The organism is Streptomyces sp. NPDC005423 (assembly GCF_040606415.1).
GTDB lineage: Bacteria > Actinomycetota > Actinomycetes > Streptomycetales > Streptomycetaceae > Streptomyces.
On record NZ_JBEXET010000016.1, the window covers coordinates 136,527 to 162,387 of the forward strand.

A 25,861-nucleotide genomic window follows, 5' to 3' on the forward strand; every position below is an offset into this window, starting at 1 on the left:
GTGATGGGTCCGGCCGGGCCGGAACATCCGTAGCGGCTCTACGGCGACGTTCCGGCATCGTGCCGGACGGCGGCTCGGGAGTGCGCCGGAGACCGGCGCCCGCCCGGTTGCTTCGGGCCGGACTGGGGGGTCTTGCTCACGTTGTCCTCGGTGACCAACAAAAGAGGAATGTTCGCAATCTTGTCAACCTTTGCCCGTCCAGCGGACCGATCGCGTTCTTTACCGCGGTCTTATGGACGGCCGTCGCGGAGTTCGTCCTCGTCGGAATCGTCCGGCGCGACCCGGCCGTAACCGCGGATGTCCGGGAAGGGGGGCTCCTTGTCGGCCTGGAGGTCCACCTGGAAGGTGTTCAGGCACATGCCGAGCATGGTGAAGTTGCCGAGCGCGCCGATGGTGTCGACCAGGCCCTTGGGTCCGAAGTGCGCGAGCGCGGCGGCGAACGTCCCGTCGGTGACGAAGTGTTCGTCGAGGATCTCCCGGCAGAACTGGTAGAACGCCTGGTCGGCCTCGTCGTCGAAGACCGCCTCGCGCTTCTCGGCGACGGCCTTGACGGCGGCCTCCGGGATGCCGGCCTCGATCGCCTGGCGCACGTGGGCGTTCCAGGAGTACTGCGCGTCCCAGTTGCGGGCGGCCATCAGCAGGGTGAGTTCGCGCAGGTGCTCGGGGAGGGAGCAGTCGAAGCGGGCGAAGGCGCCGAGGGACTCCGCGCGTTCGCACATCTCCGGGCTGTGCAGCCAGACCCGGAACGGGCCGCGTACCGCGCCGCGCCGGCCGGCGATGCGGGCGGCCAGCTCCCGCTGGCGGGGGTCCAATTCCTCTTCGGTGAGAACGGGGAGCCTCATGGGACCGATACCTGCCTTGTCTTTCCGGCGTGCGTCCGGCACGGATCGTTGATCCGTGCGATAGGAGCCGACCGTACAGCCGGGCCGGGAAAGCTCACCCACCTCCGCGTGCAACGTAAAACTGCACGTTGGAGGGCGCCGGCCGACGCGCGCGCGACCTAACGTCGACAGACGCAGCAATGGGAGAAGTGAAAGGAAATCCGGATGACCACGATCATCAAGGTCGCCTCCGTGCCCCTGCTCGACCGGGGCGGCGCGGTCGTGACGACACCTCTGGTCACCACCTCGTCGGCGGGCGGGGAGAACCGGATCACCAGTGGGATGAGCGTGTATCCGGTGGGGTCCGGGGCGCCGCTGCACTCGCACAACTGCGACGAGCACGTCACGGTCCTGGAGGGCGAGGCGGAGGTCGTGGTCGACGGCGAGGTGACGCGGCTGGAGCGGTTCGACACCACCTACGTCCCGTCGCCGGTCCCGCACCTGTTCCGCAACGTCGGCGACGGTCCGCTGCGCATCCTGTGGGTGTACTCCTCCGGGTACGTGACGCGGACGTTCACCGAGACCGGCAGGACGGTGGAGCACCTCTCGCCCGAGGACCGGATGGGCCGGGACTGACCCCGGCACCACGGCCGGACACCGTCGGCCGGACACCGGCCGCCGCGCGGGACGCGGCGGCCGGCGTCCGGCCATGTGCCTCTCCCTGCCGTACCGGGTCAGTGGGCGCCGAGCAGCGTCTGGGGCGCGCCGCTGTCCGCCGGTCGCCTCGCCGTGCGTGCGGCGGCCACGCCGATGAACACCATGGAGGAGAGTCCGGCGAGCGCGAAGGCGGTGAAGCCCCAGTCGCCGTGGTCCGACGCCAGCAACTGGCCGCCGAGCCAGGGGCCGAACACGGCGCCGAAGCGGCCCATGCCGGAGGTCCAGCCGACGCTGGTGGCGCGGTTGTCGGCGGTGGAACGGATGGACACCGTCGCGTAGATCATGGTCTGGGCGCTGTTGAGGAAGACGCCGGTGAGGAAGACCACGACGAAGGTGACGGTCAGCGGCATGTGGACGCTGAGCAGGAAGACGCCGACGGCGGTGAGCGCGAACCAGACGGCCGAGATGCGCGGGGCGCCGAAGCGGTCGGCGGCCCGGCCGGCGACGAGCATGCCCACGATGCCGCCGAGGTTGAACAGGACGACGAAGGTCAGGGCGGAGCCGAGGTTGTAGCCCTCGCCGCGCATCAGGGTGGGCAGCCAGGTGGCGACGCCGTAGACGAGGAGCAGGCCGCCGAAGGAGGCGCACCAGTAGAGCAGGGTCTGTATCCACTCGCCGTCGCGGAAGAGCGCGAGGAGGGAGTTCCAGCGGTCGGCGGGGGTCTTCCGGCCGCTGTGGGCGGGCAGTTCGACGTCGAAGCGGCTCGCCAGGGCGCCGGCCTCCTCGACGCGGCCCTTGGCGAGCAGGAAGCTCAGCGACTCGGGCAGGAACTTCCAGAACACCGGGACGAAGAGCAGCGGGAGGACACAGATCCAGAAGGCGGAGGCCCAACCGTGCGGCTCCACAACCCACTTGGCGACATAGGCGGAGAGGATCCCGCCCGCGTGGTGGGCGGTCATCAGGGCGCCGATGGTGAGCGCGGTGCGACCGCGCGGGGCGTAGTCGGAGACCATGCTGATCGCGGTCGGGAGCAGGCCGCCGAGTCCGACGCCGGCAAGGGTGCGGCCGAGGCCGAAGACGCTCACGCTGCCCGCCAGCGCGCAGACGCCGGAGGCGAGCGAGAAGAGCGTGACGCAGGCGATCATCAGCTTCTTGCGGCCGATCCGGTCGGCGATCGTGCCGGCGGCCAGGGCGCCGACGAGCATGCCGAAGGTGGCGTAGCTGCCGAGGTCGCCGGCCCGGCCGGCGGTGAGGCCGAGGGCCTTCGACGCCAGCATGTGGGGCAGCACCGAGCCGTAGATGAACATGTCGAGGCCGTCGAAGAGTACGGCGAGCCAGCACAGGCCGACGACCAGGAGGGCCAGTCTGCTGCCGCGGGCGGACAGCGTCGGGGAGGAGGACATCGTTGTTTTCCTCTCGTCCAGGAGGAGTGACCTGGAGGGGCTCAGTGATCGGGTCGACGCGGCTCGTTCCGGCGGGCTGACCCGGGTGGTGCGCTAGACGCTAAGGACCCGTTTCACAAGTGTCAACACTTTTGTTGACACTTTTCAGGCACCTCGTGCACAAGAGGGGTGCACGCACACGGAGATGCGCGTACACCCCCTGGACGGCGGGGCCTCAGGCGACGGGCGGAGTGCCGTGGGTGTGGAAGGACTCGATGGTCCGCAGGCCCCAGGCCTGCCCCTTCTTCCGCTCCTCCTCGGTCCAGGTGATGAGCGGCCAGTCGGGGGCCAGCACCAGCCGGGTGAGCGGGTTGCAGAGCTCGATGCGGTTGCCGCCCGGCTCGTAGACGTAGAGGAAGAACGTCTGCTGGATGGCGTGCTTGTGCGGGCCCGTCTCGATGAACACGCCCGTGTCGATGGCGAGATCGGCCGCGCGCAGGATGTCCTCGCGGGTGTCGGTCGCGAAGGCGATGTGGTGCAGCCGGCCCGCGGAGCCCGTCCAGTCCGACGTGTAGACGACGTCGTAGGACTTGTTGGTGAAGGTCAGCCAGCGGGCGGCGACCGTCCCCGTGTCGAGGCGGATCTGCTCCGTGGGGCGTGCCCCGAGGACGTGTTCCTGGAACTCGGAGTTGGCGAGCACGTCCGCGGCGAGGAAGTTGATGTGGTCCAGACGCCGCACGCCCACGCCCCGGTTGGGCTTCGCCTGCGGCTGGTTCTTCAGCGCGGGCCGCAGCTCGTCGGGGGCCCGGTAGTGCTCGCTCTCCCAGTACAGGGCGTGCTCGTGGCCGTCCGGGTCGGTGGTGACGTAGAGCTTGCCGAGGCCGGGCTCGTCCTCCACCCAGGTACCGGTGGCGCCCGTCTCCTCGACCGCCCTGACCCGCCGCTGGAGTGCCTCCTCGCTGGAGGTGCGCAGGGCGAGCCGGCCGAGGCCGGGCTGCTCGCGGGCGGTGAGGACCAGGCTGTGGTGCTCGTAGTCGTCGAACGTCCGCAGGTAGACGGTGTCGCCGCGGCGGCCGTTGACGGTCAGCCCGAGGTAGTCGGTGAAGAAGGCGACGCTGGCGTCCAGGTCCGGGGTGAAGAGCTGGGCGTGACCGATGTGGGCGATGTCACCGAGAGGCGGAGCCATCGTTGCCTCCAAGAGGGGGTGCGGGTGTGGGGATCGCGGCGGGCGGCCGGGGGAAGACCGTTCCGTCGAAGATCTTTCGTGCGGTACGCACCACGGCGGTACGGCGGACCACGGGAGCGGCACCGTCGGCGCCCGCCTCCACGCGGGTCTCGATGTCCAGGAAGCCGGTCGGGTGCTCGACGCGTATCCGGTCGCCCGGTCCGCCGGTGTCGGCGATGCCCTCCCCCACCCCGCCGGGGACGAGGAGCCCGGCCGCGACGCTCGCGGCGCCCAGGACACCGATGGAGGTGTGGCAGCGCACCGGGATGAAGGTGCGGGTCATGACCGCGCCGCCGTCCCTGGGCGGTGCGAGCAGGCTGAGCTTGGGGATCGTGGTGCCCTCGACGTCGCCGAGGCCCATCAGCTTCCCGGCCGCGAGCCGGATCTCCCGGAGCCGGTCGGCGAGGCCGAGGTCCTCCTCCAGGTCCTTGGGCGTCTCGTACCCGGTGACGCCCAGCGCCGCGGCGGGGATGAGGACGACCGGCATCCCGTTGTCGACGCAGGTCACCTCGGTGCCCGCGACCACGTCGCGGACCCGGCCGGTGGGCAGCAACGGGCCGGTGCCGGGCGGGAATTCGATCACCACCGGCGCCGCGGTGCCGGGCACGCCCGAGATCTCCGCCGTGCCCATGTAGTCGACGCGGCCGCCCGGGGTGGGGAAGCGGGCGACGGCGAGTTCACCGGTGTTGCGCATCCTTATCCGTACGGTGGTCTCCTCGTCGCCGGGGGCGACCAGACCGCGTTCCACGGCGAAGGGGCCGACACCGGCCAGGATGTTGCCGCAGTTCTGCCGGTCGGTGACCTCGGGGCGGTCCACCGCCACCTGGAGGAAGAGATAGTCGACGTCCGCCTCCGGGTCGTCCGAGCCGGACACGACGGCCACCTTGCTGGTCAGCGGGTGGGCGCCGCCGAGGCCGTCGATCTGGCGCGGGTCGGGGCTGCCCATGACCCGCAGCAGCAGGTCGTCGCGGTCCGCGCGGTCGGCGGGGAGGTCCTGGGCCAGGAAGTAGGCGCCCTTGGAGGTGCCGCCGCGCAGCAGGGCGCAGCGCACTTCCCCGGCGCCGGTCACGACCCGGCTCCGGTCTGCTCCGCGTACTCCGCGTGGGTCGCGTAGGTGACGCCGAGACGCTCCAGGGTGTCGCGCAACCCGTAGCGGTCCAGGCCCAGTTGACCCTCAAGGAAGGCGGCGCGGGTGGCGGCCTCCTTCGCCTCGCGGGCCTCGGACCGCTCCGCCGTCTCGCCGGCCCGCTCACGCGGTACGACCACCACGCCGTCGTCGTCGGCGACGATGACGTCACCGGGGCGGACCACCTGGCCGTCGATGGCGATCGGCACGTTCACCGATCCTCCGGTGGCCTTGACGGTGCCCTGGGAGGAGACGGCGCGCGACCATCCGGCGAAGCCCATGTCGCGCAGTTCCTGGGTGTCGCGGATGCCGGTGTTGAGGACGACACCGCGCACCCCGCGCTGTCGCAGCGCGGTGGCGAAGAGTTCGCCGAACAGGCCGTCGGTGCACGGGGAGGTGGTGGTGACGACCAGGATGTCGCCCTCGCCGCACTGCTCGACGGCCGCGTGGATCATGAGGTTGTCGCCGGGCCAGCTGAGCACGGTGACCGCGGTGCCCGCGACCCGTACACCCTGCTGGATCGGGCGGATCTCCGGGCCGAGCAGACCGGTACGGCCCAGGGCCTCGCTGACGGTGGCCACGCCGAAGGCGGCCAGCGCCTCCACGTCCTTCGCGTCTGCCTTCGGGGGGTTGGTGACGATGACGCCGCCCATGGTTATGCCAGCTCCTTCGCGATCTGCGGGTACGGGCGCATGTACGCCTCGGCCATCGTCTTGTGGGCCAGGCCCAGGTTGGGGCCGGCGTTGCGCTTGAGCTGGACGCCGCGGCGGACGGCCAGGTCGGTGTAGTAGTCCCAGAGGTGCTGCTGGGCGCCGAGGCACTCCATCGCCTTGCGCTTGGTCTCCCAGACGTCGGTGATGTCGAGCAGGACCTCCGGCCGGAAGCCGCTCATCTCGGGCTGGTGCGGCTCGAAGTAGAAGACCGGCGGGGCGCCGATGATCTCGCCCTCGCCGGGGTAGCCGATCGCCTGCGCGAGGACGCGGGCCTCCAGCGCCATCCGGTTGGCGGCCGGGTGGTCGCCGTTGTACGGGTCCTCGGTGGGGTGGGTGAGCACGACGTCCGGCTGGGTCTCGCGGTAGACGGCGACGAGCCGGTCGGTCAACTCCGCGGTGGCGAGCAGCGGGTAGTCGCCCGCGTCGAAGAAGCGGATGCCGGCGCCGAGGACGGCGGCGGCGCGCTCGGCCTCGTCCCGGCGTATCGCCTTGATCTCCTCCAACTGCCTGCCCTCGCGCCAGGCCTTGGCGGACTCGCCGCGCTCGCCGAAGGTCAGACAGGCGATGGTGACCTGCTCGCCGCGGGCGGCGGCCAGGGCGATGGCTCCGCCGGCCCGCCAGACGAAGTCCCCGGCGTGGGCCGTGACGACGAGGGTCGATCGTGGGGTGGCGGGCGCGTTGCCGTGCGTCATGCTTGAGTCTCCTTGCTGGACGGATGGGCGCCCGCCTCGCGCGTGTCAGTCGCGCAACGCCTCGATCACGCTGACGAGATGGGCGCGGACGGCCGTCTCGGCCGCCTGCGGGTCCCTGGCCGTGATCGCCTCGATCATCGCCAGATGCTCACTCAGGGACTGCTGCGGACGCCCCGGACGCAACGCCAACTGGAAGCGGTGACGGACCAGTTGGGCGTTGAGCCGCTCCAGGAGCGCCACCGCCGTCTGCTGGCCGGAGAACTCCCGTACCCGGTCGTGCAGTTCGTGGTTGAGCTCGGAGTAGGTCACCGGCTCACCGTCTGCCACGGCCTTGGTCATCGCCGCGCCCAGGTCCACGAGTTGGGTCAGCTGCTCGTCGCTGGCCGCGACGGCCGCCTTGGCGGCGCACAGCCCTTCGAGGACCATGCGGCACTCCGTGATGGCGACCGCTTCCTCCACGGTCACCACCCGCACCCGCGAACCGCGGTTGCGGATCCGCTCGACCAGCCCTTCGGCCGCCAGATCTATCAGCGCCGCCCGGATGCTGGCCCGCGTCACATCGAACTGCTCGGCCAGCTCGTTCTCCACCAGCCGCTGTGCCGGGGCCATATCGCCGTGCAGGATCGCCTGCCGCAGCTGCGCGAGCGCGTGCTGCTTGGCCTGCTCTCCGGTGCTCGGACGGGCTTCTTTCGGCATCGTTGCCCTCCCTGAGTGAGTGCCTGTCGAACCTAAATCTAGCGAAACAAGATTGTCAACAATTTTGTCTGCGGTATTGCGGGCACGCGGCCGGGAATAGACGTGGCCGCCCGCCGCGTTGACCGTCAGCAGAGTAGACAGACAGGTCTACTCACTGAGGAGTCGCAGTAGCCGGCGTCTTCGGCGTCATCGGCAGCCGCCTGCCGGAGCCCGGCTCTCCTCGCCCCCGTCCCCGCGAAGGGTCTGTGATGAACCGCCTCGAACAGCAGGAACGCAGCACGGCATCGAGCCGGCCGATACCGCCGAGGGCGGCGTTCTACGTCCTCGCGTCCGTCGTGGTCTCCTTCCTGGCCGCCTCCAGCGCGCCCACCCCGCTCTACGCGACCTACCAGGCCGAGTGGGGATTCTCGCCGCTCACCACCACGACGGTCTTCGGCATCTACGCGATCGCCGTCCTGTCCGGCCTGCTGGTCCTCGGCAAGCTCTCCGACCACGTCGGCCGGCGTCCCGTCCTGATCACCGCGATCATCGCGCAGGCGGCGGCGATGCTGCTCTTCTCCACCGCCTCCGGCGTCGGCGAACTCCTCCTCGCCCGTATCGTCCAGGGACTGTCGACCGGCGCGGCGCTGGGCGCGGTCGGCGCCGCGATGATGGACATCGACCGGCCGCGCGGCACCCTCGCCAACGCCTTCACCCCCGGTCTCGGCACCGCGACGGGCAGCCTGGTCAGCGGCTTCGTCGTGCAGTACCTGCCTGCCCCCACCCACAGCGTCTACCTCGGTCTGCTCGCCGTCTTCGCGGCCCAGGCGATCGCCATCACGCTGATCGACGAGACCGTCACCCGCGAGCCCGGCGCGCTGGCCGCCCTGGTGCCCGAGATCAGGCTCCCCCGGACGGTCCGCGGCCCGGTCCTGGCGGTCGCCCCCGTCATCTTCGCCGTCTGGGCCCTCGCCGGCTTCTACGGCTCCCTCGGCCCCGCCCTCGTCCGCACCCTGGTCGGCTCCTCCTCCGCGGTCTTCGGGGGACTCGGACTCTTCGTCCTCGCGTTCGTCGCCGCCCTCTCCGTGCTGGCCCTCCGCACGGTCCGCGCCTCCACCGTGATGTTCACCGGCATCGCCGCGCTCATCGCCGGTGTGGCGCTCACCCTGCTCGCCGTCGGACTGGACGCGCCGGTCCTGTTCTTCGTCGGCACGGCCGTGGCCGGCCTCGGCTTCGGCAGCGGCTTCCAGGGCGGCATCCGCACCGTGCTGCCGCTGACCCGGCCGCACGAGAGCTCCGGGGTGCTGTCCTTCCTCTTCGTCGTCTCCTATCTGGGCATGGGGGTCCCCTCCGTCATCGCCGGCGTGCTCGTGGTGCACGGCGGGGGCCTGGTCCCGACCTCCGAGGAGTACGGCGCCGTCGTCATCGCCCTGGCCCTGCTGGCGCTCGCGGCGCTGCTGCTGCGCGGCGGATCGCCCACCGGTCCGGGGGTGCTGGTGGCCGCCGGCCGGACCCCGGCGGACGGCACCGGCCAGGCCGCGGCCGAGGAGGAGCTGTCGGAACGCGTCTCCTGACCGCGGCGGCCGGAGCGGGCGGCAACGGCCCCCGGTCGGGGCCGACCGGCCCGGGCGACGACTAATCTGGGACCCTGTCGAGAAGGTGAGCGGCATGACGAAGACGCGGAGCGCCAAGAGTCCGACTGCCCGTGAGCGACTGCTCTCGGCCGCGGACGAGCTGTTCTACGCCGAGGGCGTGCACACGGTCGGCATCGACCGGATCATCGAGCGGGCCGGGGTCGCCAAGGCATCGCTCTACAACACCTTCGGCGGCAAGGAACAGCTCATCCACGCCTATCTCGACGCACGGCACGCCAGGATGTCCGAGCGCCTGCTGGGCGCCGTCGACCGCGCCGACGGTCCGCGCGCAAGGCTCCTGGCGGTCTTCGAGGCGCAGGGCGAGCAGTTCTCCCGGCCGGACTTCCGCGGCTGCGCCTTCGTGGCGGCCAGCGCCGAGGCCAGACAGGGCGGCGCCATCGAGGAGGCGTCCGACGCCTCCCGCACCTGGATCCGGGACCTGTTCACCGGCCTCGCGCGGGACGCCGGCGCCCCCGAACCCGCGGCGCTCGCCCAGCAGTTGCACCTCCTGTACGACGGGGGCGGGGTGTCGGCCCGCATGGACCGCGACCCCTCCGCCGCCCTCGCGGCACGGACCGCGGCGGCCGTCCTGATCGACGCGGCACTGGCCACCCGCGCCTGAGCGGCCGCCGCGCCGGCTCCTGACGCGCGAACGCGGCTGCGGGGCAAGCGACTTGGTCTCGCGCCGCGACCACGGCCAGGCGCAGGACGGAGGCGCGCGGTCGCTCAGCCGGTCGGGGCGCCCTGCGCGCTCTTCGTGGGAGACGCCTCGCGCTGTACCGCGACGTGCCAGGCCACGCCGTCCACGATGGTCTGCCGCCACGCCCGGATCGCCTTGGGCGGCATACCGACGGCGAGGGTTCCGCTGACCCGCTCGCCGGTGCGGTACGCGACGACGAAGCGCCCCTCGGCCAGGTCGCCGTCGACCACGGCGACCTCGTCGTGGCCGCGCAGGTAGCCGTACGCCTGGACCTTCATGTCGTACTGGTCGGACCAGAAGTACGGTACCGGTGCGAACGGCTTGCGGGCGTCGGGGTGGAGCAGGTTGCGGGCGACGGCCATGCCCTGTTCGGCCGCGTTGGTGCGGTGCTCGACGCGCATCGACACCCCGAAGAGGGGGTTGTGCCAGCGGGCGACGTCACCGGCCGCGTACACACCGGGCGCGGCCTCGCTGTACTCGTCGCACACCACGCCGTCGCCGACCGTCAGACCACTGCCCGCCAGCCACTCGGTGTTGGGCAGCGACCCGATCGCGACGAGCACCTCGTCGGCCGCGATCTCCTCACCGTCCCCTAGCCGTACCCCCTCGTCGGTCACCTCGCCGACGGTGACCCCGGTGCGCAGATCCACGCCCCGGTCCAGGTGCGCCTGGGCCAGTACGCGACCGACCTCGACGCCGACCGCGTGGGCCAGCGGTACGGGAGCGGGTTCGAGCAGCGTCACCCGCGCGCCCAGCCGCCACGCCACGGCGGCGGCCTCGGCGCCGAGGAAACCCGCGCCCACCACGACCAGCCGCCGGCCCGGCCCGAGCCGGTCGCGCAGCGCCACGGCGTCGTCGAGCGTGCGCAGCACGTGCGCGCCCTCCCCCGGCAGCCGCCGCGGCCGTACCCCGGTGGCCACCACCAGCCCGTCGTACGGGAGTTCCGTGCCGTCGGCGAGACGTACCGTGCGCCCGGCGAGGTCGAGGCCGGTCGCCGCGGAGCCCAGGCGGAGGTCCAGGTCGCGTGCGGCCAGGTCGGCCGGGGCGCGCAGAGTCACCCGTTCCGGTTCCCAGTCCGCGGCCAGGACCTGCTTGGAAAGCGGCGGGCGGTCGTAGGGCGGGTGCGGCTCGTCGCCGACGAGCGTGATCGTGCCGGCGTAGCCCTCACGGCGCAGGGTCTCGGCCGCCGCCAGCCCGGCGGCGGAGGCCCCGACGATCACGACCCGCTTCACAGCCGCACCGGCCGGGCCACCGCGGACGGATCAGCCGCCTCGAACTCCCCTACGTCCTGGCCGATTCGGCCGGCGCCGACGCGCTTCGGTCCGCCCGGTTCCAGCAGGTGAAGCAGTTCCAGCAGTTGCACGCGCATGGCTGTGTCCTCTGTTCCTCTGCTCGGCCGGGGCGGCGAGGCGCGGGGGCGGGATACGTCGGTAGAGGGTGCCACAGCCGACCTGGAGTTCCGGTCGCGCGGGGTTCCGGCCGAGGCAGTGGCGCGCGACGGAACGGCAGAGCGACAACGCCCCCACGGCGATCACCGGCTCGACGGTCACCGGCTGGACCCGCCGATCCGCGACGCGACCAGCGCCCCGCACCCGCACCCGCACCCGCACCCGCACCCGCCTCACCTCGCCTCACCCCTCGCCTCGCCTCACCTCGCCCGACAATCATTGCTTGACTCAAGTAAGTCTCATATGATTGCCTAACTCAAGCAAGACCGGGGACGCCTTGAGCGGAAGGCGCCCCCAGCGCCCTACCCGTGGGGACGGGGACGGGCGCGGTCCTCGGGCCCGGCGGCCGGCCACTCCCCCGGCCGGCGCCGGCCCCGAGGACATTCCCTTCTTCGCGCCCCCGAGAGAGCGAGCCCACCGTGGTCACCATGAAATCCGTACAGACCGGTGCCGTCGGCACGATCGACACCGTGGACGTCGAGCGACCGGTGGCCGGTCCGAAGGACGTGCTGGTGCGGATCCGCGCCTGCGGCATCTGCGGGACCGACGTCACCTTCCTGCACATGGGCGGGATGCCGTCCCGGGCGCACCTGGGCGGCGAGGTGGTGCCCGTGCCGCTGGGACACGAGCCGGCCGGCGAGCTCGTCGAGGTGGGCGCCGAGGTCACCGGTCTGAAGGTGGGCGACCGGGTCGTCGTCAACCCCCAGGACGCCCCGACCGGCATCATCGGCTGCGGCGGCCGGTACGGCGGGATGAGCGAGTACCTGCTCGTCGAGAACGCCGTGCCCGGCAGGAGCGTCGCCGTCTTTCCCGACACGGTGCCCTTCGACGTCGCCGCCCTGAACGAGCCGATGGCCGTCGCCCGGCACGCGGTGAACCGCTCGGGGGCGGCACCTGGTGACAAGGTGGTCGTCTTCGGTGCCGGACCGATCGGGCTGGGCGCGGCGATCTGGCTGAAGCTGCGCGGGGTCGAGCACGTGGTCGTCGCGGACGTCATCCCCTCACGGCTGGAGACCGCGCTGGCGGTCGGCGCGGACGCGGTGCTGAACCCGGCCGAGGAGGACGTGACCGCCCGGCTGACCGAGTTGCACGGCGAGGCCGCCAACGCGCTCGGGCAGCCGCGCGCCGGCACCGACATCTACATCGACGCGGCCGGCGCGCCCGCCGTCTTCACCGCGACGGTGAACTCCGCGAAGTGGCATGCCAGGTTGGTGATGGTCGCCGTACAGAAGAAGTCCGACGCGATCGACCTCGGCGGCATGCTGCGCAGTGAGTTGACGCTGATCGCCTCGCAGGGCTACCCCACCGAGATCTTCGAGGTCACGCCCGAACTCGTCGAGCACCACGAGCGGTTCGCGCGGCTGATCAGTCACCGGGTGCCGTTCGCGGCGGCCGGGCACGCCTTCGAACTGGCCATGACGCCGGGCGCCGCGGAGAAGGTCGTCGTGACCTTCGACGAGCAGAGCCCTTGACCGGCCCGGGCGGCCTGCGGGACACCCTGCGGCAGGCGGGGCGGGCGAGCGTGCGGCTGGCCCTGGCCGTCGCGATGACCTTCGGCGCGTACCTCTTCATCACCGTGCTGCTGATCACCATGATCGCCACGGCCTCGGTGGTGGGTGCCTTCATGCTGCCCGAGACGGTGCTGCTGATCCGCCGCATCGCCGGTGCCAAGCGGCGCCAGGTGAGCCGCTGGACCGGCCGGGAGATTCCCGAGGCCTACGCCCCGCTCACCGGCACCGTCCGCGAGCGGGTCCGTACGGCGGTCCGCGATCCGGGTACCGCCACCGACCTGCGCTGGCTCTGCGCCGGCTACGGCTACGGCGCGCTGCCCCTGCTGATGGTGCCGCTCTGGCCGCTGGGTCTGGTGGTGGACGGGGTGTGGTGCGGCCTGCTGGGGCGACGGGCCGTCGTACTGCCGCTGATCGCCCGGCTCGCGGATCTCGACGCGCGCTGGTCGACGGCCCTGCTGAAACCCTCGCCGAAGGCGCGGCTCGCCGTCCGGGTGGAGGAGCTGACCCAGACCCGGGCCGGCGCGATCGCCGCGCACGGGGCCGAACTGCGCCGGATCGAGAGGGACTTGCACGATGGGACGCAGGCCCGTCTGGTCTCCCTGTCGATGCGCGTCGGCCTCGCCAAGCGGGTCTACGACAGCGATCCGGCCGCCGCGCGCCGGATGCTCGACGACGCGCAGACCCTGGCCGAGGACGCGCTGACGGAGCTGCGGCACGTGGTGCGGGGCATCCACCCGCCGATCCTCACCGACCGTGGGCTGGTCGGCGCGGTGCGCGCGCTGGCCGCCGGATGCGCGCTGGACGTGAGCGTGACCGTGGACGGACTCACGGACAAGCACGACACGCACGACAGGCACGGCGGGCACGAAGGACCGCGCGCCCCGGCGGCGGTCGAGGCTGCGGCGTACTTCGTGATCGCCGAATCGCTGACCAACGCCGCCAGGCACAGCGGCGCCGAGCACGCCGACGTCCATCTGGCCAGGGTCCGGGACGGACTGCGGGTCCGGGTGCGCGACCGCGGCCGGGGCGGGGCCGGGACCCCCTCCCCCGTTCCCGGCTCCGCGGGGGCGGGCGGTGGCTCGGGCCTGCTCGGCATGCGGCGCCGGATCGCCGCGCTCGACGGCACCGTGGCCGTGACCAGCCCCGTGGGGGGACCGACCGTGATCGAAGTGGAGCTGCCGTGCGTGTGGTGACCGAAGTGGGGCCCTCGTGAGAGTGCTGATAGCCGAGGACAACGCCCTGCTCAGGGAGGGACTCGTCCTGTTGCTGACCTCGGCCGGGCACGAGGTGGTGGCCGTCGTGGGCAGCGGCCCCGAGGTGCTGCCCGCGCTGCTCGACCGCCGCCCGGACGTGGCCGTGCTCGACGTACGGATGCCGCCCGGTTTCCGCGACGAGGGGCTGCGCGCCGCGCTCGACGCGCGGGAGCGGATCCCCGGGCTGCCGGTGCTGGTGCTGTCGCAGTACGTGGAGGAGTCGTACGCCGCCGAGTTGCTGGGCTTCGGCGCGAGCGGGGTCGGCTATCTGCTCAAGGACCGGATCGGCCGGGTGGACGAGTTCCTCGACGCGCTGGAGCGGGTGGCGGCCGGCGGTACGGCGCTCGATCCCGAGGTGGTGACCGAGCTGCTGACCCGGCGCCGGGACTCGCCGCTCGACTCGCTGACCCCGCGTGAGCGCGAGGTGCTGACGCTGATGGCCGAGGGCCACGACAACACGACGATCGCCGGGCACCTGGTGGTCACGGAGCGCGCGGTCAGCAAGCACATCGGCAACGTGTTCCTGAAGCTGGGGCTGCCACCGAGCGACAGCGGGCACCGCCGGGTGCTGGCCGTGCTGGCGTATCTGCGGAACGCGTGAGGCGCCGCGCGGACGGCGGCCGTTCAGGGGAACCGGCCGGGAAAGGGGCGTGACGGCAGCGGGGTGCGTCGACATGTGTGCCGTGACCCTGCCGCTGATCCCGCCCATGCTCGCCACCCCCGGGACCCTGCCGCCCGCCGCGCAGGACACCCGCTGGGCCTACGAGACCAAACAGGACGGCCAGCGGGTGATGGCGTACCTCCCCGGCGACGGCAGTGTGCTGCTGCGCGCCCGCTCCGGGGCGGACATCACCGCCGCCTACCCCGAACTGCTGCTCCTGGGAAGGGAGTTGGGCAGCACGCCCGCGATCCTCGACGGGGAGGTGCTGGTCCTGGACGGGCAGGGCCGCGCGGACTTCCAGTTGCTCCAGGGCCGGATGGGGCTGGCCGGGTCACCGGCCCTGGCCGTACGGCGGGCCGCGGAGACACCGGTCCATCTGGTGCTGTTCGACGTACCCCACCTCGGGCACTCCCTCGTCCGGCTCCCCTATGTCCGGCGGCGGGCTGAGCTGGAGCGGCTCGGTCTCGGCGGCCCGTGCTGGTCGACTCCGGCCGCGCTGACCGGTCATGGCAGCGAGGCCCTGCGGGCCACCCGCGAACACGGGCTGGAGGGCCTGGTCTGCAAGCGGCTGGACTCGGTGTACGAGGCCGGGACGCGCTCCCGGTCCTGGATCAAGATCCGCAACCTGCGCACCGAGGACGTCCTGATCGGCGGATGGGTGCCCGGCAGGGGCAGGCTGTCGGGCCGGCTCGGCGCCGTGCTCGTGGGCCAGCGCGCGGACAGCAGGTTGCGCTACGTCGGCAACGTGGGCACCGGCTGGAACGAGGCGGAACGGACGGAACTCACCGCGCTGCTCGTGGCGGCCGGGACGGACGTGTGCCCCTTCGACCCGGTGCCACGGGTGGCCGGCGCGCGCTGGGTGCTGCCCCGACTGGTCGGCGAGGTGCGCCGCACCACCCGTACCCGGGCCGGGATGCTGCGCCAGCCGTCCTGGCTGCGGCTGCGCCCGGATCTCGCGCCCGAGGACTCGGCGGCCGACCTGCCGCGGCCGTGAGGCGCCCCAGCTCACCGCAGTCACCGTAGATCGCCGCGCGCGTCAACTATTGGGCGGATCTTCATCGTTGGGACGCCACCGCCCTCTTGGCGCGTACATGAAAACCCGGGAAGCTGAACCCCCTTGCCCCCACAGCCCCCCGGCTGCGCCCCACGAGGAGGACGCCGTGCCGTCACCCACGTCCCGAATCCGGCGGAGAACCTGGCTGACCGGCCTGGCCGGCGCCGCGGCGCTCGTCATCGCCGTCCCCGCCACCGCCTTCGCCGCCCCGCCCCAGGCGCTGCCCGCCAACGCCGAACCGGCCGAGCAGACGTACCAGCCCGCCTTCGACTACGACACGGACGGCTGCTACCCGACGCCCGCCATCGGCCCCGACGGAACCGTCAACGGCGGCCTCAACCCGACCGGCGCCCTCAACGGCAACTGTCACGACGCCTCGGACCTCGACAACACCAACAGCTACTCACGCTACAAGTGCAACAACGGCTGGTGCGCCTACCTGTACGGCCTGTACTTCGAGAAGGACCAGGCGATCGCGGGAAGCAGCATCGGCGGCCACCGCAACGACTGGGAGCACGTGGTCGTGTGGGTGCAGAACGGCCAGATCCAGTACGTGTCGACCTCCAACCACGGGTCGTTCACCGTGCACGCGGCGTCCGAGGTCCGCTTCGACGGCAGCCACGCGAAGATCGTCTACCACAAGGACGGCATCGGGACGCATGACTTCCGGCTGGCCAACACCAACGACGAGCCGCCGGAGAACGCCAAGCACACCTGGCAGTACCCGCCGCTCGTCGGCTGGAACGGCTACCCCGCCGGAGTGCGCGACAAGCTGAGCGCCTACGACTTCGGCAGCGCCAACTTCGGCCTCAAGGACGCCAACTTCGCCGCCCACCTCACCTCGGCCAAACCGTCCGGGATCACGTTCGACCCCAACGCCTGAGCCGCCACCTCCTCGGCGGGACGGCCGTTCCCACGGCTCCCGGAGTCACGCGGACTCCGGGAGCCTGTGATCGCGGCCGGCGGCCGGCCGTAGCGGAGACCACGGGCCCGGACTCGTGCCGGCGGAGGCCGACCGGCGCCCGGCCGACACCCGCGCGCTTCTCCCCCGACGGCACCTGACTTGAACGGTGCACCACCGGCGGACGAGCCGGAAGGTCTATCGTGTCCCGCATGTCCGTCCCCGAACTGATCCGCATCGTCTCCCGCGACTCCCCCATGGCACTGGCCCAAGTGGCGCGTGTCCGGGCCGAGTTGGCCGTCCTCCATCCCCAGGTGCGCACCGAGGTCGTCCCGGTGAGGACGACCGGCGACAAGTGGATGGGCGCGCTGTCCCAGGTCGACGGCAAGGGGGCGTTCACCAAGGAGGTCGACGCGGCGCTGCTGGCCGGCGTCGCGGATCTCGCGGTGCACTGCGTCAAGGACGTGCCGGCCGACCGGCCGCTGCCGGCCGGGACGACGTTCGCCGCCTTCCTAGAGCGGGACGACATCCGGGACGCCCTCGTCCACCCGGGCGGACTCACCCTCGACGAACTCCCGGCCGGCACCCGGATCGGCACCTCCTCGGTCCGGCGGGTCGCCCAACTGGCCGCCAGCCACCCCGAGTTGGAGTGCGTACCGTTCCGCGGCAACGCCAACAGGCGGCTCGCCAAGCTGGAAGCGGGCGAGGCCGACGCGCTGCTGCTCGCGGTCTCCGGCCTCGACCGGATCGGCCGGCGTGACGTGATCAGCGAGGTACTCGCGCCCGAGACGATGATGCCGCCGATCGGTGCGGGCATCCTGGCCCTCCAGTGCCGCGCGGGCGACACCGACGTCATCGACACGGTCAGCTCGCTCGGTCACCCGGAGACCCATCGCGAGGCCACCGCGGAGCGCATGTTCCTGCACGTTCTCCAGGGCCACTGCAACAGCCCGATCGCCGGGTTCGCCCGGGTCGACCGGAGCGGTGAACTGTCGCTGCGCGCCTGCGTGTTCACCGCGGACGGCAAGACCCGGCTCAACGCCCACGAGTGGGCGGGCCGCCTCGACCCGGCCACGCTCGGCACATCGGTCGCCGTCGCGCTGCTGCGGCAGGGCGCCCGGGAGATCATCGACGGCATCCCGCACTGACGCGGGGGTGTCAGGCGGTGCCCGGTTCCGCCTGGTCCCGCAGGTAGTCGCTCACCTGGTGGGCCAGGCCCTCCCGGCCGGCGGCGCACGGACCGGCCGCGACGACCTCCTCGTGCAGCCCGACACCGCCCGCCCACAGCCGCCGTTCGGTCCACTCCTCCTCGACCCGCAGCTGGACCTGGACGGCCACCTGGGCCAGGGCGGCCTCGGCACCGGCCGCGTAGAGGACGGCGGTGGCCCGGCGCAGCGGATAGACGTCGAACCCCTCGATGAACTGCGAACTGCGCCAGTCGACGAACGCGCTCTCCCCGTCGGGGCCGAGCCGGACGTCGACCTGCCCGTCCTCCAGATGGATGCCGAGGTGCCGGGCTCCCCGGTTCTCCACGGTGACGCGCAGCGTGAAGTACGTCAGACCCTCGGCCGCGTCGTCCCGTCCGCGCGGCGGCTCGGCCGGCATCAGACGGTGGACGCGGACCCGCAGACCGGCATGTTCGTCGTACTCGTGCCAGTCCCCGACCACGTTCGGCTCGTACACAGTGCACCTCTCGACCCCAGAGAGCTGCTTCCTATCTGTGTGCTCAGCGCACTGTCAAATGAGCGGAATGCGCCGTGGCCAGGGATTTTCTCCCCTAGATCACTGATCAAGCCGTGCGCAGGAAGAATCCGCCGCACGGCTCGCGTCAGGCGCGGCACGGCGTGCCGCACATCACGTCCACGGGCGGCTCAGCGGGCCAGCCTGCCCAGCAGGGAGGAGGCCGCGGCGACGCCGAGCACGGCGGCCACCACCAGGACCGCGAAGTCGGCGCCGAGATGGGCCGGGGTGCCGAGCAACAGCCCACGCAGCGCGTCCACTTCGTAGCTCAGCGGGTTGACCTTGCTGACCGCCTGGAGCCAGCCGGGCATCACGGCCACCGGGTAGAGGGCGTTGGAGCCGAAGAACAGCGGCATCGTGATCGCCTGTCCGAAGCCCATCAGCCGGTCGCGGCTGAGCACGATGCCGGCGATGGTCATCGACAGACAGGAGAAGAAGGCGGAGCCGAGGATCACGATCGCGGCGACACCGAGCAGCTTCAGCGGGTTCCAGGTCAGCGCCACCCCGAGGATCGCGGCGATGACGATGACGACCACGGCCTGGATCAGTGACTTCACCCCGGCCGCGAACGCCTTGCCCGTGATCAGCGCGGAGCGCGGGGTCGGGGTGACGAGGAGCTTGTTGAGGATGCCGGCGTCGCGCTCCCAGATGATCTGGATGCCGTAGAAGATGGCGATGAACATCGCGGACTGGGCGATGATGCCCGGTGCCAGATAGTCGATGTAGGGGATGCCGCCGGTCGGGATCGCTTTGATGCGGGTGAAGGTCTGGCCGAAGATCAGCAGCCAGAGGGCCGGTTGGACGGCGCGGGTGTACAGCTCGGTGCGGTCGTGGCTCAGCTTCTGCAGTTCCACGGCGCACATCGCGACCACGCGGGCGGGCAGCAGCCGCCAGCCCGCGCGGGGCCGCGGCGGTGTCAGCAGCAGACTGAGGTCCGGCCCGGTGCCGCCGTCAGCCGACGCGGTTCGCGGTGCGGCGGGTGCTTCGGACATCGCGGAAACCTCCAGTACGGTCGTCGAGCCCGCTGCCCGCGACGTCCCGGAAGACGTCCTCCAGGCTGGGCAGGGGTTCGCCGGCGGACGCGCCCTCGGCGCGGCGGCGGGCGCCGAGCCCCTCACGGAGCTCGGTGGGGGTGCCGAGAGCGCGGATGCGGCCGCGGTGCATCAGGCCGACGCGGTCGCAGTACTGGTCGGCCTCGTCCATGTAGTGCGTGGTGACCAGGACGGTCATGCCCGTCGCTTCCCGTACGGCGTTGATGTGCTCCCACACGCTGGTCCGGGCGATCGGGTCGAGGCCGATCGTGGGTTCGTCGAGGATCAGCAGCCGGGGCGCGCTGACCAGGGCCTGCGCGAGTTCGAGACGGCGGACCATGCCGCCGGAGTAGGTGTTGGCGAGCCGGTCGGCGGCGTCGGTGAGGTCGACGGCGGCGAGCGCCTGGGCGACGCGTTCGGCGCGCTCCCGTCGCGCCACGTCGAAGACGCGGGCGAAGAGGGCCACGTTCTCCCGGCCGCTGAGGCCGCCGTCGGCGGAGAGCTGCTGCGGCACGTAGCCGAGCAGCCGCCGGACGGCCATCTGCTCCTTCGCCGTGTCGTGGCCGAAGACGCGCACCATGCCCGCCGGGACCGGCAGGAGGGTGGTGACGCAGCGGATGGCGGTGGTCTTCCCGGCGCCGTTGGGGCCGAGCAGTCCGAAGACCTCGCCCTCCCCCACGGACAGGTCGAGTCCGTCCACCGCCTTCGTCTCACCGAAGACGTGGGTGAGGCCGGTGCAGCTGAGGGCTTCGGGGCGGCCTGTGTGGGTGTCCGGCGTCATGACTCCTCGGTCTCCTCGTGCAGATGGGCGGCGAGCCTGCGCAGCGCGGGCACCGCCGCGAGCAGCGCGTCCCGGTCCGTGTCGTCGAGACGGGCCACCTGGGCGCGGACGAGTGCCGCGCGCCGCTCGTGCCAGTCGTCGAGCCGTGTCCTGGCCGACTCGGTCAGCACGAGACGGGCGGCCCGCCGGTCGGCGGGGTCGGTCTCGCGGATCAGCAGGCCGTCCCGGGCCAGCTGGTTGACGAGCGTGGAGACCGAGTTGCCCGCCAGGTACAGCTCCTTGGCCGCGTCCGAGATGCCGATGCCCGGCCTGGCCTCGACCAGACGGAGCAGTTCCACCTCGGCGCCGCGCAGTCTGGGCAGGGTCATCTCGCTGCGCAGCCGGCGGCGGATCAGCCGCTGGACACCGAGCAGCGCGTCGGCCAGCTCGTCCGGAAAGGTCTCCGTTCCCATATGAACAGATTACCTCTTTAGCAGAGGTAACGATCCCAAAAGATGGTCAAGCGGAGCGCCCGGCAGGCACTCCGGCGGTTCCCGGCTGGAGACTGGAGTGGACGACCGGTGGCCGCCGGTCCACGAGATGGGGACGCGACTGCCATGGATCAGGACAGCAAGCCGTTCGTCGCCCGGCAGCCGGACGCCGTCTCCACCCGTTCGGTCTCCGGCGCACCCTGCTGGGTGAGTCTGACCAGCCACGACGTGGAGACCTCCGAGGGCTTCTACCACGCGGTGTTCGGCTGGAAGTGGCGCCAGGCCACGCTCGGCGACCGCTTCCGGATCGCCACGGCGAACGACGTCCCGGTCGCCGGCCTCGCCGCGGTGGCCTCGATGTGGCGGACGGCGGTGGTCTGGACGCCTTACTTCGCCGTGCCCAACGCCAACGAGGCCGCCGCTCGCACGCGCGAACGCGGCGGCACGGTGGCCGTCGGACCGCTCGCGTTCCCGCCGGGCCGCGCGGCCCTGCTGGCCGACCGCGACGGCGCGACCTTCGGCGTCTGGGAGGGCGTCCTGGCGGCCGGCTGGGAGACCTGGCGCAGATCCGCGCCCGCCTTCATCCGGCTGCACACCCGCGACGCCTTCGACGCCGCGATCTTCTACGGCGAGGTCCTCGACTGGGCGACGGCGCGCCCGGAGTGCTGCGAGGTCCGCTACGAGGGCGGGGAGGTCGTCCTGCGCAGCGGCGGGCGGGTCGTGGCCCGGATCGAGTCGGGCGCCCTGGAGGCCGCTCCCGACCCCACGGTCAGGCCGCACTGGCAGGTGCACTTCGCCGTCTCCGACGTGGCGGCCTGCGCGCGGACGGCGGCGGCCAACGGCGGTGACGTCCTGCGGGCGAGCGCCGACGAGGCCGTGCTGCTCGACCCCGACGGCGCCCGCTTCAGCGTGATGTCACGCTCGGCCGGCTGACTCCTTCCGGCGGGCGGGCCGGGTCAGCAGGACCAGGCTGCGTGCCTCGACGGCGAGGTCCGTGCCGGCCCCGTGCTCCGTGCCGTCGGGGGCGCCCGCCGGTTCGGCGGTGTCGATCAGGGTCGTCCAGCGCTCGCCGTAGGCGGCGCCGGGCAGCCGGAAGTCGACGGGCTCCCAGTAGCTGTTCAGCAGCAGCAGGAAGGAGTCGTCGATGACGGGCCGGCCCTGCGGGTCGCGTTCGGCGATGGCGTCGCCGTTGAGGAAGACCCCCACGCTGTGCGCGTCGGAACGCTCCCAGTCGCCCTCGGTCATCTCCCGGGCGTCGGGCAGCAGCCAGACCAGGTCGGGCAGCGGCTGTCCGGCGTGCGTGGGCGTCTCGCCGCGGAAGAAACGGCGGCGGCGCAGCACGGGGTGGGCGGCGCGCAGCCCGATGACGTACCGGGTGAAGTCGGCGAGGCCGCGCTGCTCGGCGGTCAACTCCCAGTCGATCCAGGAGATTTCGTTGTCCTGGCAGTAGCCGTTGTTGTTGCCGCCCTGGGTGCGGCCGATCTCGTCGCCGTGGCCGAGCATCGGGATGCCCTGCGAAAGGAGCAGGGTGGCAAGGAAGTTGCGCTGCTGGCGGGCGCGCAGCTCCAGGACGGCCGGGTCGTCCGTGGGGCCCTCGGCGCCGCAGTTCCAGGAGCGGTTGGTGCTCTCGCCGTCCTGGTTCTCCTCGCCGTTGGCCTCGTTGTGCTTGTCGTTGTACGAGACCAGGTCGCGCAGGGTGAAGCCGTCGTGCGCGGTGACGAAGTTGACGCTGGCGCGCGGCCGGCGGCGTGAGTGGGCGTACAGGTCGGAGGAGCCGGTGAGCCGGGAGGCGAACTCGGCGAGGGTGTGCTCGCCGGTGCGCCAGAAGTCCCGTACGGCGTCACGGTACTTGCCGTTCCACTCCGACCACAGGGGCGGGAAGTTGCCCACCTGGTAGCCGCCTTCGCCCACGTCCCACGGTTCCGCGATCAGTTTCACCCGGCTGATCACCGGGTCCTGCTGGATGAGGTCGAAGAACGCCGAGAGCCGGTCCACCTCGTGGAACTGCCGGGCCAGCGTGGCCGCGAGGTCGAAGCGGAACCCGTCGACGTGCATCTCGGTGACCCAGTACCGCAGCGAGTCCATGATCAGCTGGAGGACGTAAGGGTGCCGCATCAGCAGGCTGTTGCCGGTGCCGGTGGTGTCGTAGTAGTGGGCCCAGTCGCCGTCCACCAGGCGGTAGTACGAGCCGTTGTCGATGCCCCGGAAGGAGAGGGTGGGGCCGTTCTCGTTGCCTTCGGCGGTGTGGTTGTAGACGACGTCGAGGATGACTTCGAGGCCGGCCGCGTGCAGCGCCTTCACCATCGACTTGAACTCGCCGACCTGCTGTCCGAGCGTGCCGTGGGCGGCGTAGGCGTTGTGCGGCGCGAAGAAGCCGATGGTGTTGTAGCCCCAGTAGTTGGCCAGTCCGCGGTCCTGGAGCACGCCGTCCTGCACGAACTGGTGCACGGGCATCAGCTCGACAGCGGTCACCCCGAGCGTGGTGAGGTGTTCCACGACGGCCGGGTGCGCCAACCCGGCGTAGGTGCCGCGGAGTTCCTCGGGAACCTCGGGGTGGGTGCGGGAGAGGCCCTTCACATGGGCCTCGTAGATCACGGTGTCGGCGTACGGGCGCCGGGGCGGGCGGTCGTCTCCCCAGTCGAAGGCCGGGTCGGTCACCACGCCGAGCAGCGTGTGCGCGGCGCTGTCGCCGGGGGCCGCGCCGGCGGCCGAACGCTCGTACAGCGAAGGGTGGTTGTCGATCTGCCCGGTCACGGCGCCGGCGTAGGGATCGAGGAGGAGCTTCGCCGGATTGCAGCGGTGGCCCGCGTCCGGGTCCCACGGTCCGTGCACGCGGTAGCCGTAGCGCTGTCCCGGTCCGACGCCGGGCAGGCGGCAGTGCCAGACGAAGCCGTCGACCTCGGTGAGCGGCACGGTGGTGTGGGAGCCGTCGTCGCCGACGAGGACGAGTTCGACGCGCTCGGCGACCTCGCTGAAGAGGGCGAAGTTGGTGGCCGCCCCGTCGAAGGCGGCGCCCAACGGATAGGGGTGCCCGCGCCAGACGGGCACCCCCTTGCCGGACGGACGCGCGGTCACCGGGCGTCCTCCAGGATGCCGCGCCCCTGGGAGACGGGGGCGGCGGCGGGTACTTCGCGGGGCGGCAGGACCGTCTCCCGCAGCGACGGCGCGGGGGCGGTGGGGACGCGCGGCACGCGCTCGCCGCTGCGGACCCGCCGCGAGAACCAGATGATCTTGCTTCCGGTGTCGGCGGTACAGCAGCCCCACCCGTCACTCATCACGGCGATCCGGGCCAGGCAGGCGCGCAGGTCCGGGTCGGGGCGGAGATCACGGTCGTTGCCGCCGATCGCGGTGATCAGGTGCTGGCCGTTCCACCACATCTCGATCGACGTGTGCTTGTCCGCGGCGTGCTCGTCGATGGCCCGCAACAGCAGTTCGGTGCCACGGCAGACCGGGTGCACGAGGACTTCGAGATCCCAGAACCGGAGGTGGGCGGCGAGGATGCGCCGGACGTGTCCCACCCGTTCGGGGCTGATCTCCACGTCGAGGTGGTAGTAGCAGGGTGCTGCGGTCTTCATCTTCGTTGGCTCCTCACCGGCGAAGCTGACGCTTCTCCACGCCCCGACGGGGCCGGACACCGGACACGAAGCGTGAACGGTCGACGCTTCTGAGTCACCTCAAGAGTGCGAGAGCTACGCCATTCGTGCAACACGAGCACCAGGAGCACCAACCGCAACGGTTGAAAAACCAACAAGACGCATGGTCATCGGATGTGCACCATGAGTGAAAACACGACCGCGGAGGTGAACGACGCCATGCTGCTACCCGCCAGAGCCGAAGTCGCCCGGCAGCTGCGCCGCTACCGGGCCTGGGAACGCCTGATGCTCGCCTCACCGGCCGACCGCACCGTACGGACCGCCTTCGAGGACACCGGCTACACGCTCTGCGTCCTGATGGGCGAACGCTGCGCGCGGGAGGCGGCGGACGCGGCCGAGCGCTATCTGCTCTCCGGCGCGGGCGCCTTCCTCAAGGGACGGGCCGGCCGCCGCCCGGAGCGCGAGGGACAGCCGCGCACGGCCGTGGTCACCCATCGGGGGAAGACCGTCGACCGGCGCTCCCCCGCCACGAGGTAAGGCACTCTTCCGGCGCAGGCCGGACCCGAGGCCGGCCGACCCGGCCCGGCCGTGAGCACGGCGGAGGTGAGACCCATGCGTGCGACTCCGGCGGCCGCCATCGGCCGCATTCCGGTACGGGACGTCCGTCCTGCCGTGGAGCACGGCAGGCGTCCGGCGAAGGCGGTGGTGGGCGAGACGTTCCAGGTCACCGCCACCGTCTTCCGCGAGGGCCACGACGTGATCGGCGCCAATGTCGTGCTGCGCGATCCCGCGGGCCGGCCGGGCCCGTGGACCCCGATGCGGGAGCTCGCGCCGGGCAGCGACCGCTGGGGCGCGGACGTCACCCCGGACACGCCGGGCCTGTGGTCGTACAGCGTGGAGGCGTGGAGCGATCCGGTCGCCACCTGGCGGCACGCGGCCCGCATCAAGATCCCGGCGGGGATCGACACCGGGCTGATGCTGGAGGAGGGCGCGGAGCTGTACGCGCGGGCCGCCGCCGGGCCGGCCGGAAGGACCGCGCGCGCGACGGTGCGGGCCGCCGCGCGGACACTGAGCGACGACACCCTGCCGGTCGGGACGCGCTTCGCCGCCGCGCTGACGCCGGCCGTGGACGCCGCGCTGGCCGGCGCCCCGCTCCGCGAACTGGTCACCGCCTCGGCCGAGATGCCCCTGCTGGTGGAGCGGGAGCGGGCGCTGTACGGGGCCTGGTACGAGTTCTTCCCGCGTTCGGAGGGGACGGTGCTGGAGCCGCACGGTACGTTCCGTACGGCGGCGCGGCGGCTGGCGGGGATCGCGGCGATGGGTTTCGACGTGGTCTACCTGCCGCCGGTCCATCCCATCGGCACGACGTTCCGCAAGGGCCCCAACAACACGTTGTCGGCGCGGGCGGAGGATGTGGGGGTGCCGTGGGCGATCGGCTCGCCGGAGGGCGGTCACGACGCCGTGCATCCCCGGCTGGGCACGATCGAGGACTTCGACGACTTCGTGGCGCGGGCGCACGGGCTGGGCATGGAGATCGCGCTGGACTTCGCGCTCCAGTGTTCGCCGGACCATCCGTGGGTGGAGAAGCACCCGGAGTGGTTCCACCACCGCGCCGACGGGACGATCGCCTACGCGGAGAACCCGCCGAAGAAGTACCAGGACATCTATCCCGTCGCCTTCGACCAGGACATGGACGGTCTGGTCGCGGAGAGTGTGCGGGTGCTGCGGTTCTGGGCCGGGCACGGGGTGCGGATCTTCCGGGTGGACAACCCGCACACCAAGCCGGTGGTGTT

27 protein-coding genes are annotated in these 25,861 nt (G+C 72.0%); 12 read left to right on the plus strand and 15 right to left on the minus strand.

Going from position 1 to position 25,861, the window contains the following annotated elements:
• Positions 1 to 230 precede the first annotated feature (230 nt).
• Positions 231 to 842, minus strand: a complete 612-nt coding sequence (locus ABZT12_RS19160; RefSeq protein ID WP_356385397.1) for a carboxymuconolactone decarboxylase family protein — start codon at positions 840 to 842, stop codon at positions 231 to 233.
• A 204-nt stretch (positions 843 to 1,046) separates the two neighbouring features.
• Between ABZT12_RS19160 and ABZT12_RS19165 the strand changes: the two genes are divergently transcribed.
• Positions 1,047 to 1,457, plus strand: a complete 411-nt coding sequence (locus ABZT12_RS19165) for a cupin domain-containing protein (RefSeq protein ID WP_356385399.1) — start codon at positions 1,047 to 1,049, stop codon at positions 1,455 to 1,457.
• 98 nt (positions 1,458 to 1,555) lie between these two features.
• On the opposite strand, the gene ABZT12_RS19170 is transcribed toward ABZT12_RS19165, so the two are convergent.
• The 6 genes from ABZT12_RS19170 to ABZT12_RS19195 form a co-directional block, all read right to left on the minus strand.
• Positions 1,556 to 2,881 carry an aromatic acid/H+ symport family MFS transporter gene (locus ABZT12_RS19170; protein WP_356385402.1) on the minus strand — a complete coding sequence of 442 codons (1,326 nt, stop codon included), beginning with the start codon at positions 2,879 to 2,881 and terminating at the stop codon, positions 1,556 to 1,558.
• 214 nt (positions 2,882 to 3,095) lie between these two features.
• Positions 3,096 to 4,046, minus strand: coding sequence for a catechol 2,3-dioxygenase (locus ABZT12_RS19175; protein WP_356385405.1), 951 nt, complete (start codon positions 4,044 to 4,046; stop codon positions 3,096 to 3,098).
• Positions 4,027 to 5,154 (minus strand): 4-oxalomesaconate tautomerase, encoded by a 1,128-nt coding sequence (locus ABZT12_RS19180; protein WP_356385408.1) that lies wholly within the window; start codon positions 5,152 to 5,154, stop codon positions 4,027 to 4,029. The genes ABZT12_RS19175 and ABZT12_RS19180 overlap by 20 nt, the downstream gene beginning before the upstream one ends.
• On the minus strand, positions 5,151 to 5,864 hold the full coding sequence (locus ABZT12_RS19185) for a 4-carboxy-4-hydroxy-2-oxoadipate aldolase/oxaloacetate decarboxylase (protein ID WP_356385411.1): 714 nt from the start codon (positions 5,862 to 5,864) through the stop codon (positions 5,151 to 5,153). Before ABZT12_RS19185 ends, ABZT12_RS19180 begins: the two co-directional genes overlap by 4 nt.
• Positions 5,865 to 5,866: 2 nt before the next feature.
• Positions 5,867 to 6,616, minus strand: a complete 750-nt coding sequence (locus ABZT12_RS19190; protein ID WP_356385414.1) for a PIG-L deacetylase family protein — start codon at positions 6,614 to 6,616, stop codon at positions 5,867 to 5,869.
• Positions 6,617 to 6,661: 45 nt separating this feature from the next.
• Complete coding sequence (locus tag ABZT12_RS19195; protein WP_356385417.1) at positions 6,662 to 7,312, minus strand: GntR family transcriptional regulator; 651 nt, start codon at positions 7,310 to 7,312, stop codon at positions 6,662 to 6,664.
• A 248-nt stretch (positions 7,313 to 7,560) separates the two neighbouring features.
• Here ABZT12_RS19195 and ABZT12_RS19200 point away from each other — a divergent pair, with 248 nt between their 5' ends.
• Both ABZT12_RS19200 and ABZT12_RS19205 read left to right on the plus strand, forming a co-directional pair.
• Complete coding sequence (locus ABZT12_RS19200; protein WP_356385420.1) at positions 7,561 to 8,865, plus strand: MFS transporter; 1,305 nt, start codon at positions 7,561 to 7,563, stop codon at positions 8,863 to 8,865.
• Positions 8,866 to 8,959: 94 nt separating this feature from the next.
• Positions 8,960 to 9,547 carry a TetR/AcrR family transcriptional regulator gene (locus ABZT12_RS19205; protein WP_356385423.1) on the plus strand — a complete coding sequence of 196 codons (588 nt, stop codon included), beginning with the start codon at positions 8,960 to 8,962 and terminating at the stop codon, positions 9,545 to 9,547.
• Between the two features lie 104 nt (positions 9,548 to 9,651).
• Here the strand turns inward: ABZT12_RS19205 and ABZT12_RS19210 are convergent, their stop codons facing one another.
• Together ABZT12_RS19210 and ABZT12_RS19215 are read right to left on the minus strand one after the other, a co-directional pair.
• Complete coding sequence (locus ABZT12_RS19210; RefSeq protein WP_356385426.1) at positions 9,652 to 10,857, minus strand: FAD-dependent oxidoreductase; 1,206 nt, start codon at positions 10,855 to 10,857, stop codon at positions 9,652 to 9,654.
• On the minus strand, positions 10,854 to 10,994 hold the full coding sequence (locus ABZT12_RS19215; RefSeq protein WP_356385429.1) for a hypothetical protein: 141 nt from the start codon (positions 10,992 to 10,994) through the stop codon (positions 10,854 to 10,856). The genes ABZT12_RS19210 and ABZT12_RS19215 overlap by 4 nt, the downstream gene beginning before the upstream one ends.
• Positions 10,995 to 11,492: 498 nt before the next feature.
• Between ABZT12_RS19215 and ABZT12_RS19220 the strand changes: the two genes are divergently transcribed.
• The 6 genes from ABZT12_RS19220 to hemC all read left to right on the plus strand — a co-directional run bounded on the left by ABZT12_RS19220 (position 11,493) and on the right by hemC (position 17,601).
• Positions 11,493 to 12,545, plus strand: coding sequence for a zinc-binding dehydrogenase (locus tag ABZT12_RS19220; RefSeq protein ID WP_356385431.1), 1,053 nt, complete (start codon positions 11,493 to 11,495; stop codon positions 12,543 to 12,545).
• A 14-nt stretch (positions 12,546 to 12,559) separates the two neighbouring features.
• Entirely contained in the window at positions 12,560 to 13,777 is a 1,218-nt protein-coding gene (locus ABZT12_RS19225; protein WP_356385479.1) for a histidine kinase, read from the plus strand.
• A gap of 16 nt (positions 13,778 to 13,793) precedes the next feature.
• Complete coding sequence (locus ABZT12_RS19230; RefSeq protein ID WP_356385434.1) at positions 13,794 to 14,438, plus strand: response regulator transcription factor; 645 nt, start codon at positions 13,794 to 13,796, stop codon at positions 14,436 to 14,438.
• 82 nt (positions 14,439 to 14,520) lie between these two features.
• Positions 14,521 to 15,492 (plus strand): ATP-dependent DNA ligase, encoded by a 972-nt coding sequence (locus ABZT12_RS19235; protein ID WP_356385482.1) that lies wholly within the window; start codon positions 14,521 to 14,523, stop codon positions 15,490 to 15,492.
• Between the two features lie 166 nt (positions 15,493 to 15,658).
• Positions 15,659 to 16,435, plus strand: coding sequence for an NPP1 family protein (locus ABZT12_RS19240; protein WP_356385437.1), 777 nt, complete (start codon positions 15,659 to 15,661; stop codon positions 16,433 to 16,435).
• 230 nt (positions 16,436 to 16,665) lie between these two features.
• Positions 16,666 to 17,601, plus strand: a complete 936-nt coding sequence (gene hemC, locus ABZT12_RS19245; protein ID WP_356385440.1) for a hydroxymethylbilane synthase — start codon at positions 16,666 to 16,668, stop codon at positions 17,599 to 17,601.
• A 10-nt stretch (positions 17,602 to 17,611) separates the two neighbouring features.
• Here hemC and ABZT12_RS19250 read toward each other — a convergent pair whose 3' ends face one another.
• The 4 genes from ABZT12_RS19250 to ABZT12_RS19265 all read right to left on the minus strand — a co-directional run bounded on the left by ABZT12_RS19250 (position 17,612) and on the right by ABZT12_RS19265 (position 20,457).
• Positions 17,612 to 18,136: a hypothetical protein gene (locus ABZT12_RS19250; RefSeq protein WP_356385443.1), complete on the minus strand. Its 525-nt coding sequence runs from the start codon at positions 18,134 to 18,136 to the stop codon at positions 17,612 to 17,614.
• 188 nt (positions 18,137 to 18,324) lie between these two features.
• Positions 18,325 to 19,185, minus strand: coding sequence for an ABC transporter permease (locus tag ABZT12_RS19255; protein ID WP_356385446.1), 861 nt, complete (start codon positions 19,183 to 19,185; stop codon positions 18,325 to 18,327).
• Entirely contained in the window at positions 19,145 to 20,005 is an 861-nt protein-coding gene (locus tag ABZT12_RS19260; RefSeq protein WP_356385449.1) for an ATP-binding cassette domain-containing protein, read from the minus strand. The genes ABZT12_RS19255 and ABZT12_RS19260 overlap by 41 nt, the downstream gene beginning before the upstream one ends.
• Positions 20,002 to 20,457 (minus strand): MarR family transcriptional regulator, encoded by a 456-nt coding sequence (locus ABZT12_RS19265; RefSeq protein ID WP_356385452.1) that lies wholly within the window; start codon positions 20,455 to 20,457, stop codon positions 20,002 to 20,004. The genes ABZT12_RS19260 and ABZT12_RS19265 overlap by 4 nt, the downstream gene beginning before the upstream one ends.
• 144 nt (positions 20,458 to 20,601) lie before the next feature.
• Between ABZT12_RS19265 and ABZT12_RS19270 the strand changes: the two genes are divergently transcribed.
• Positions 20,602 to 21,408 (plus strand): VOC family protein, encoded by an 807-nt coding sequence (locus ABZT12_RS19270; protein WP_356385455.1) that lies wholly within the window; start codon positions 20,602 to 20,604, stop codon positions 21,406 to 21,408.
• Here ABZT12_RS19270 and glgX read toward each other — a convergent pair.
• Together glgX and ABZT12_RS19280 are read right to left on the minus strand one after the other, a co-directional pair.
• Positions 21,391 to 23,550 carry a glycogen debranching protein GlgX gene (glgX, locus tag ABZT12_RS19275; protein WP_356385458.1) on the minus strand — a complete coding sequence of 720 codons (2,160 nt, stop codon included), beginning with the start codon at positions 23,548 to 23,550 and terminating at the stop codon, positions 21,391 to 21,393. The genes ABZT12_RS19270 and glgX overlap by 18 nt on opposite strands.
• The gene (locus ABZT12_RS19280) at positions 23,547 to 24,050 is read right to left on the minus strand and encodes a pep a2 (protein WP_356385461.1); all 504 of its coding nucleotides are present in this window, start codon (positions 24,048 to 24,050) and stop codon (positions 23,547 to 23,549) included. The genes glgX and ABZT12_RS19280 overlap by 4 nt, the downstream gene beginning before the upstream one ends.
• Positions 24,051 to 24,287: 237 nt before the next feature.
• On the opposite strand from ABZT12_RS19280, the gene ABZT12_RS19285 reads away from it, so the two are divergent.
• Together ABZT12_RS19285 and ABZT12_RS19290 are read left to right on the plus strand one after the other, a co-directional pair.
• Positions 24,288 to 24,605 (plus strand): DUF5133 domain-containing protein, encoded by a 318-nt coding sequence (locus ABZT12_RS19285; RefSeq protein WP_356385485.1) that lies wholly within the window; start codon positions 24,288 to 24,290, stop codon positions 24,603 to 24,605.
• Positions 24,606 to 24,680: 75 nt separating this feature from the next.
• On the plus strand, positions 24,681 to 25,861 hold a 1,181-nt coding region (locus tag ABZT12_RS19290; protein ID WP_356385465.1), incomplete at its 3' end, for a maltotransferase domain-containing protein.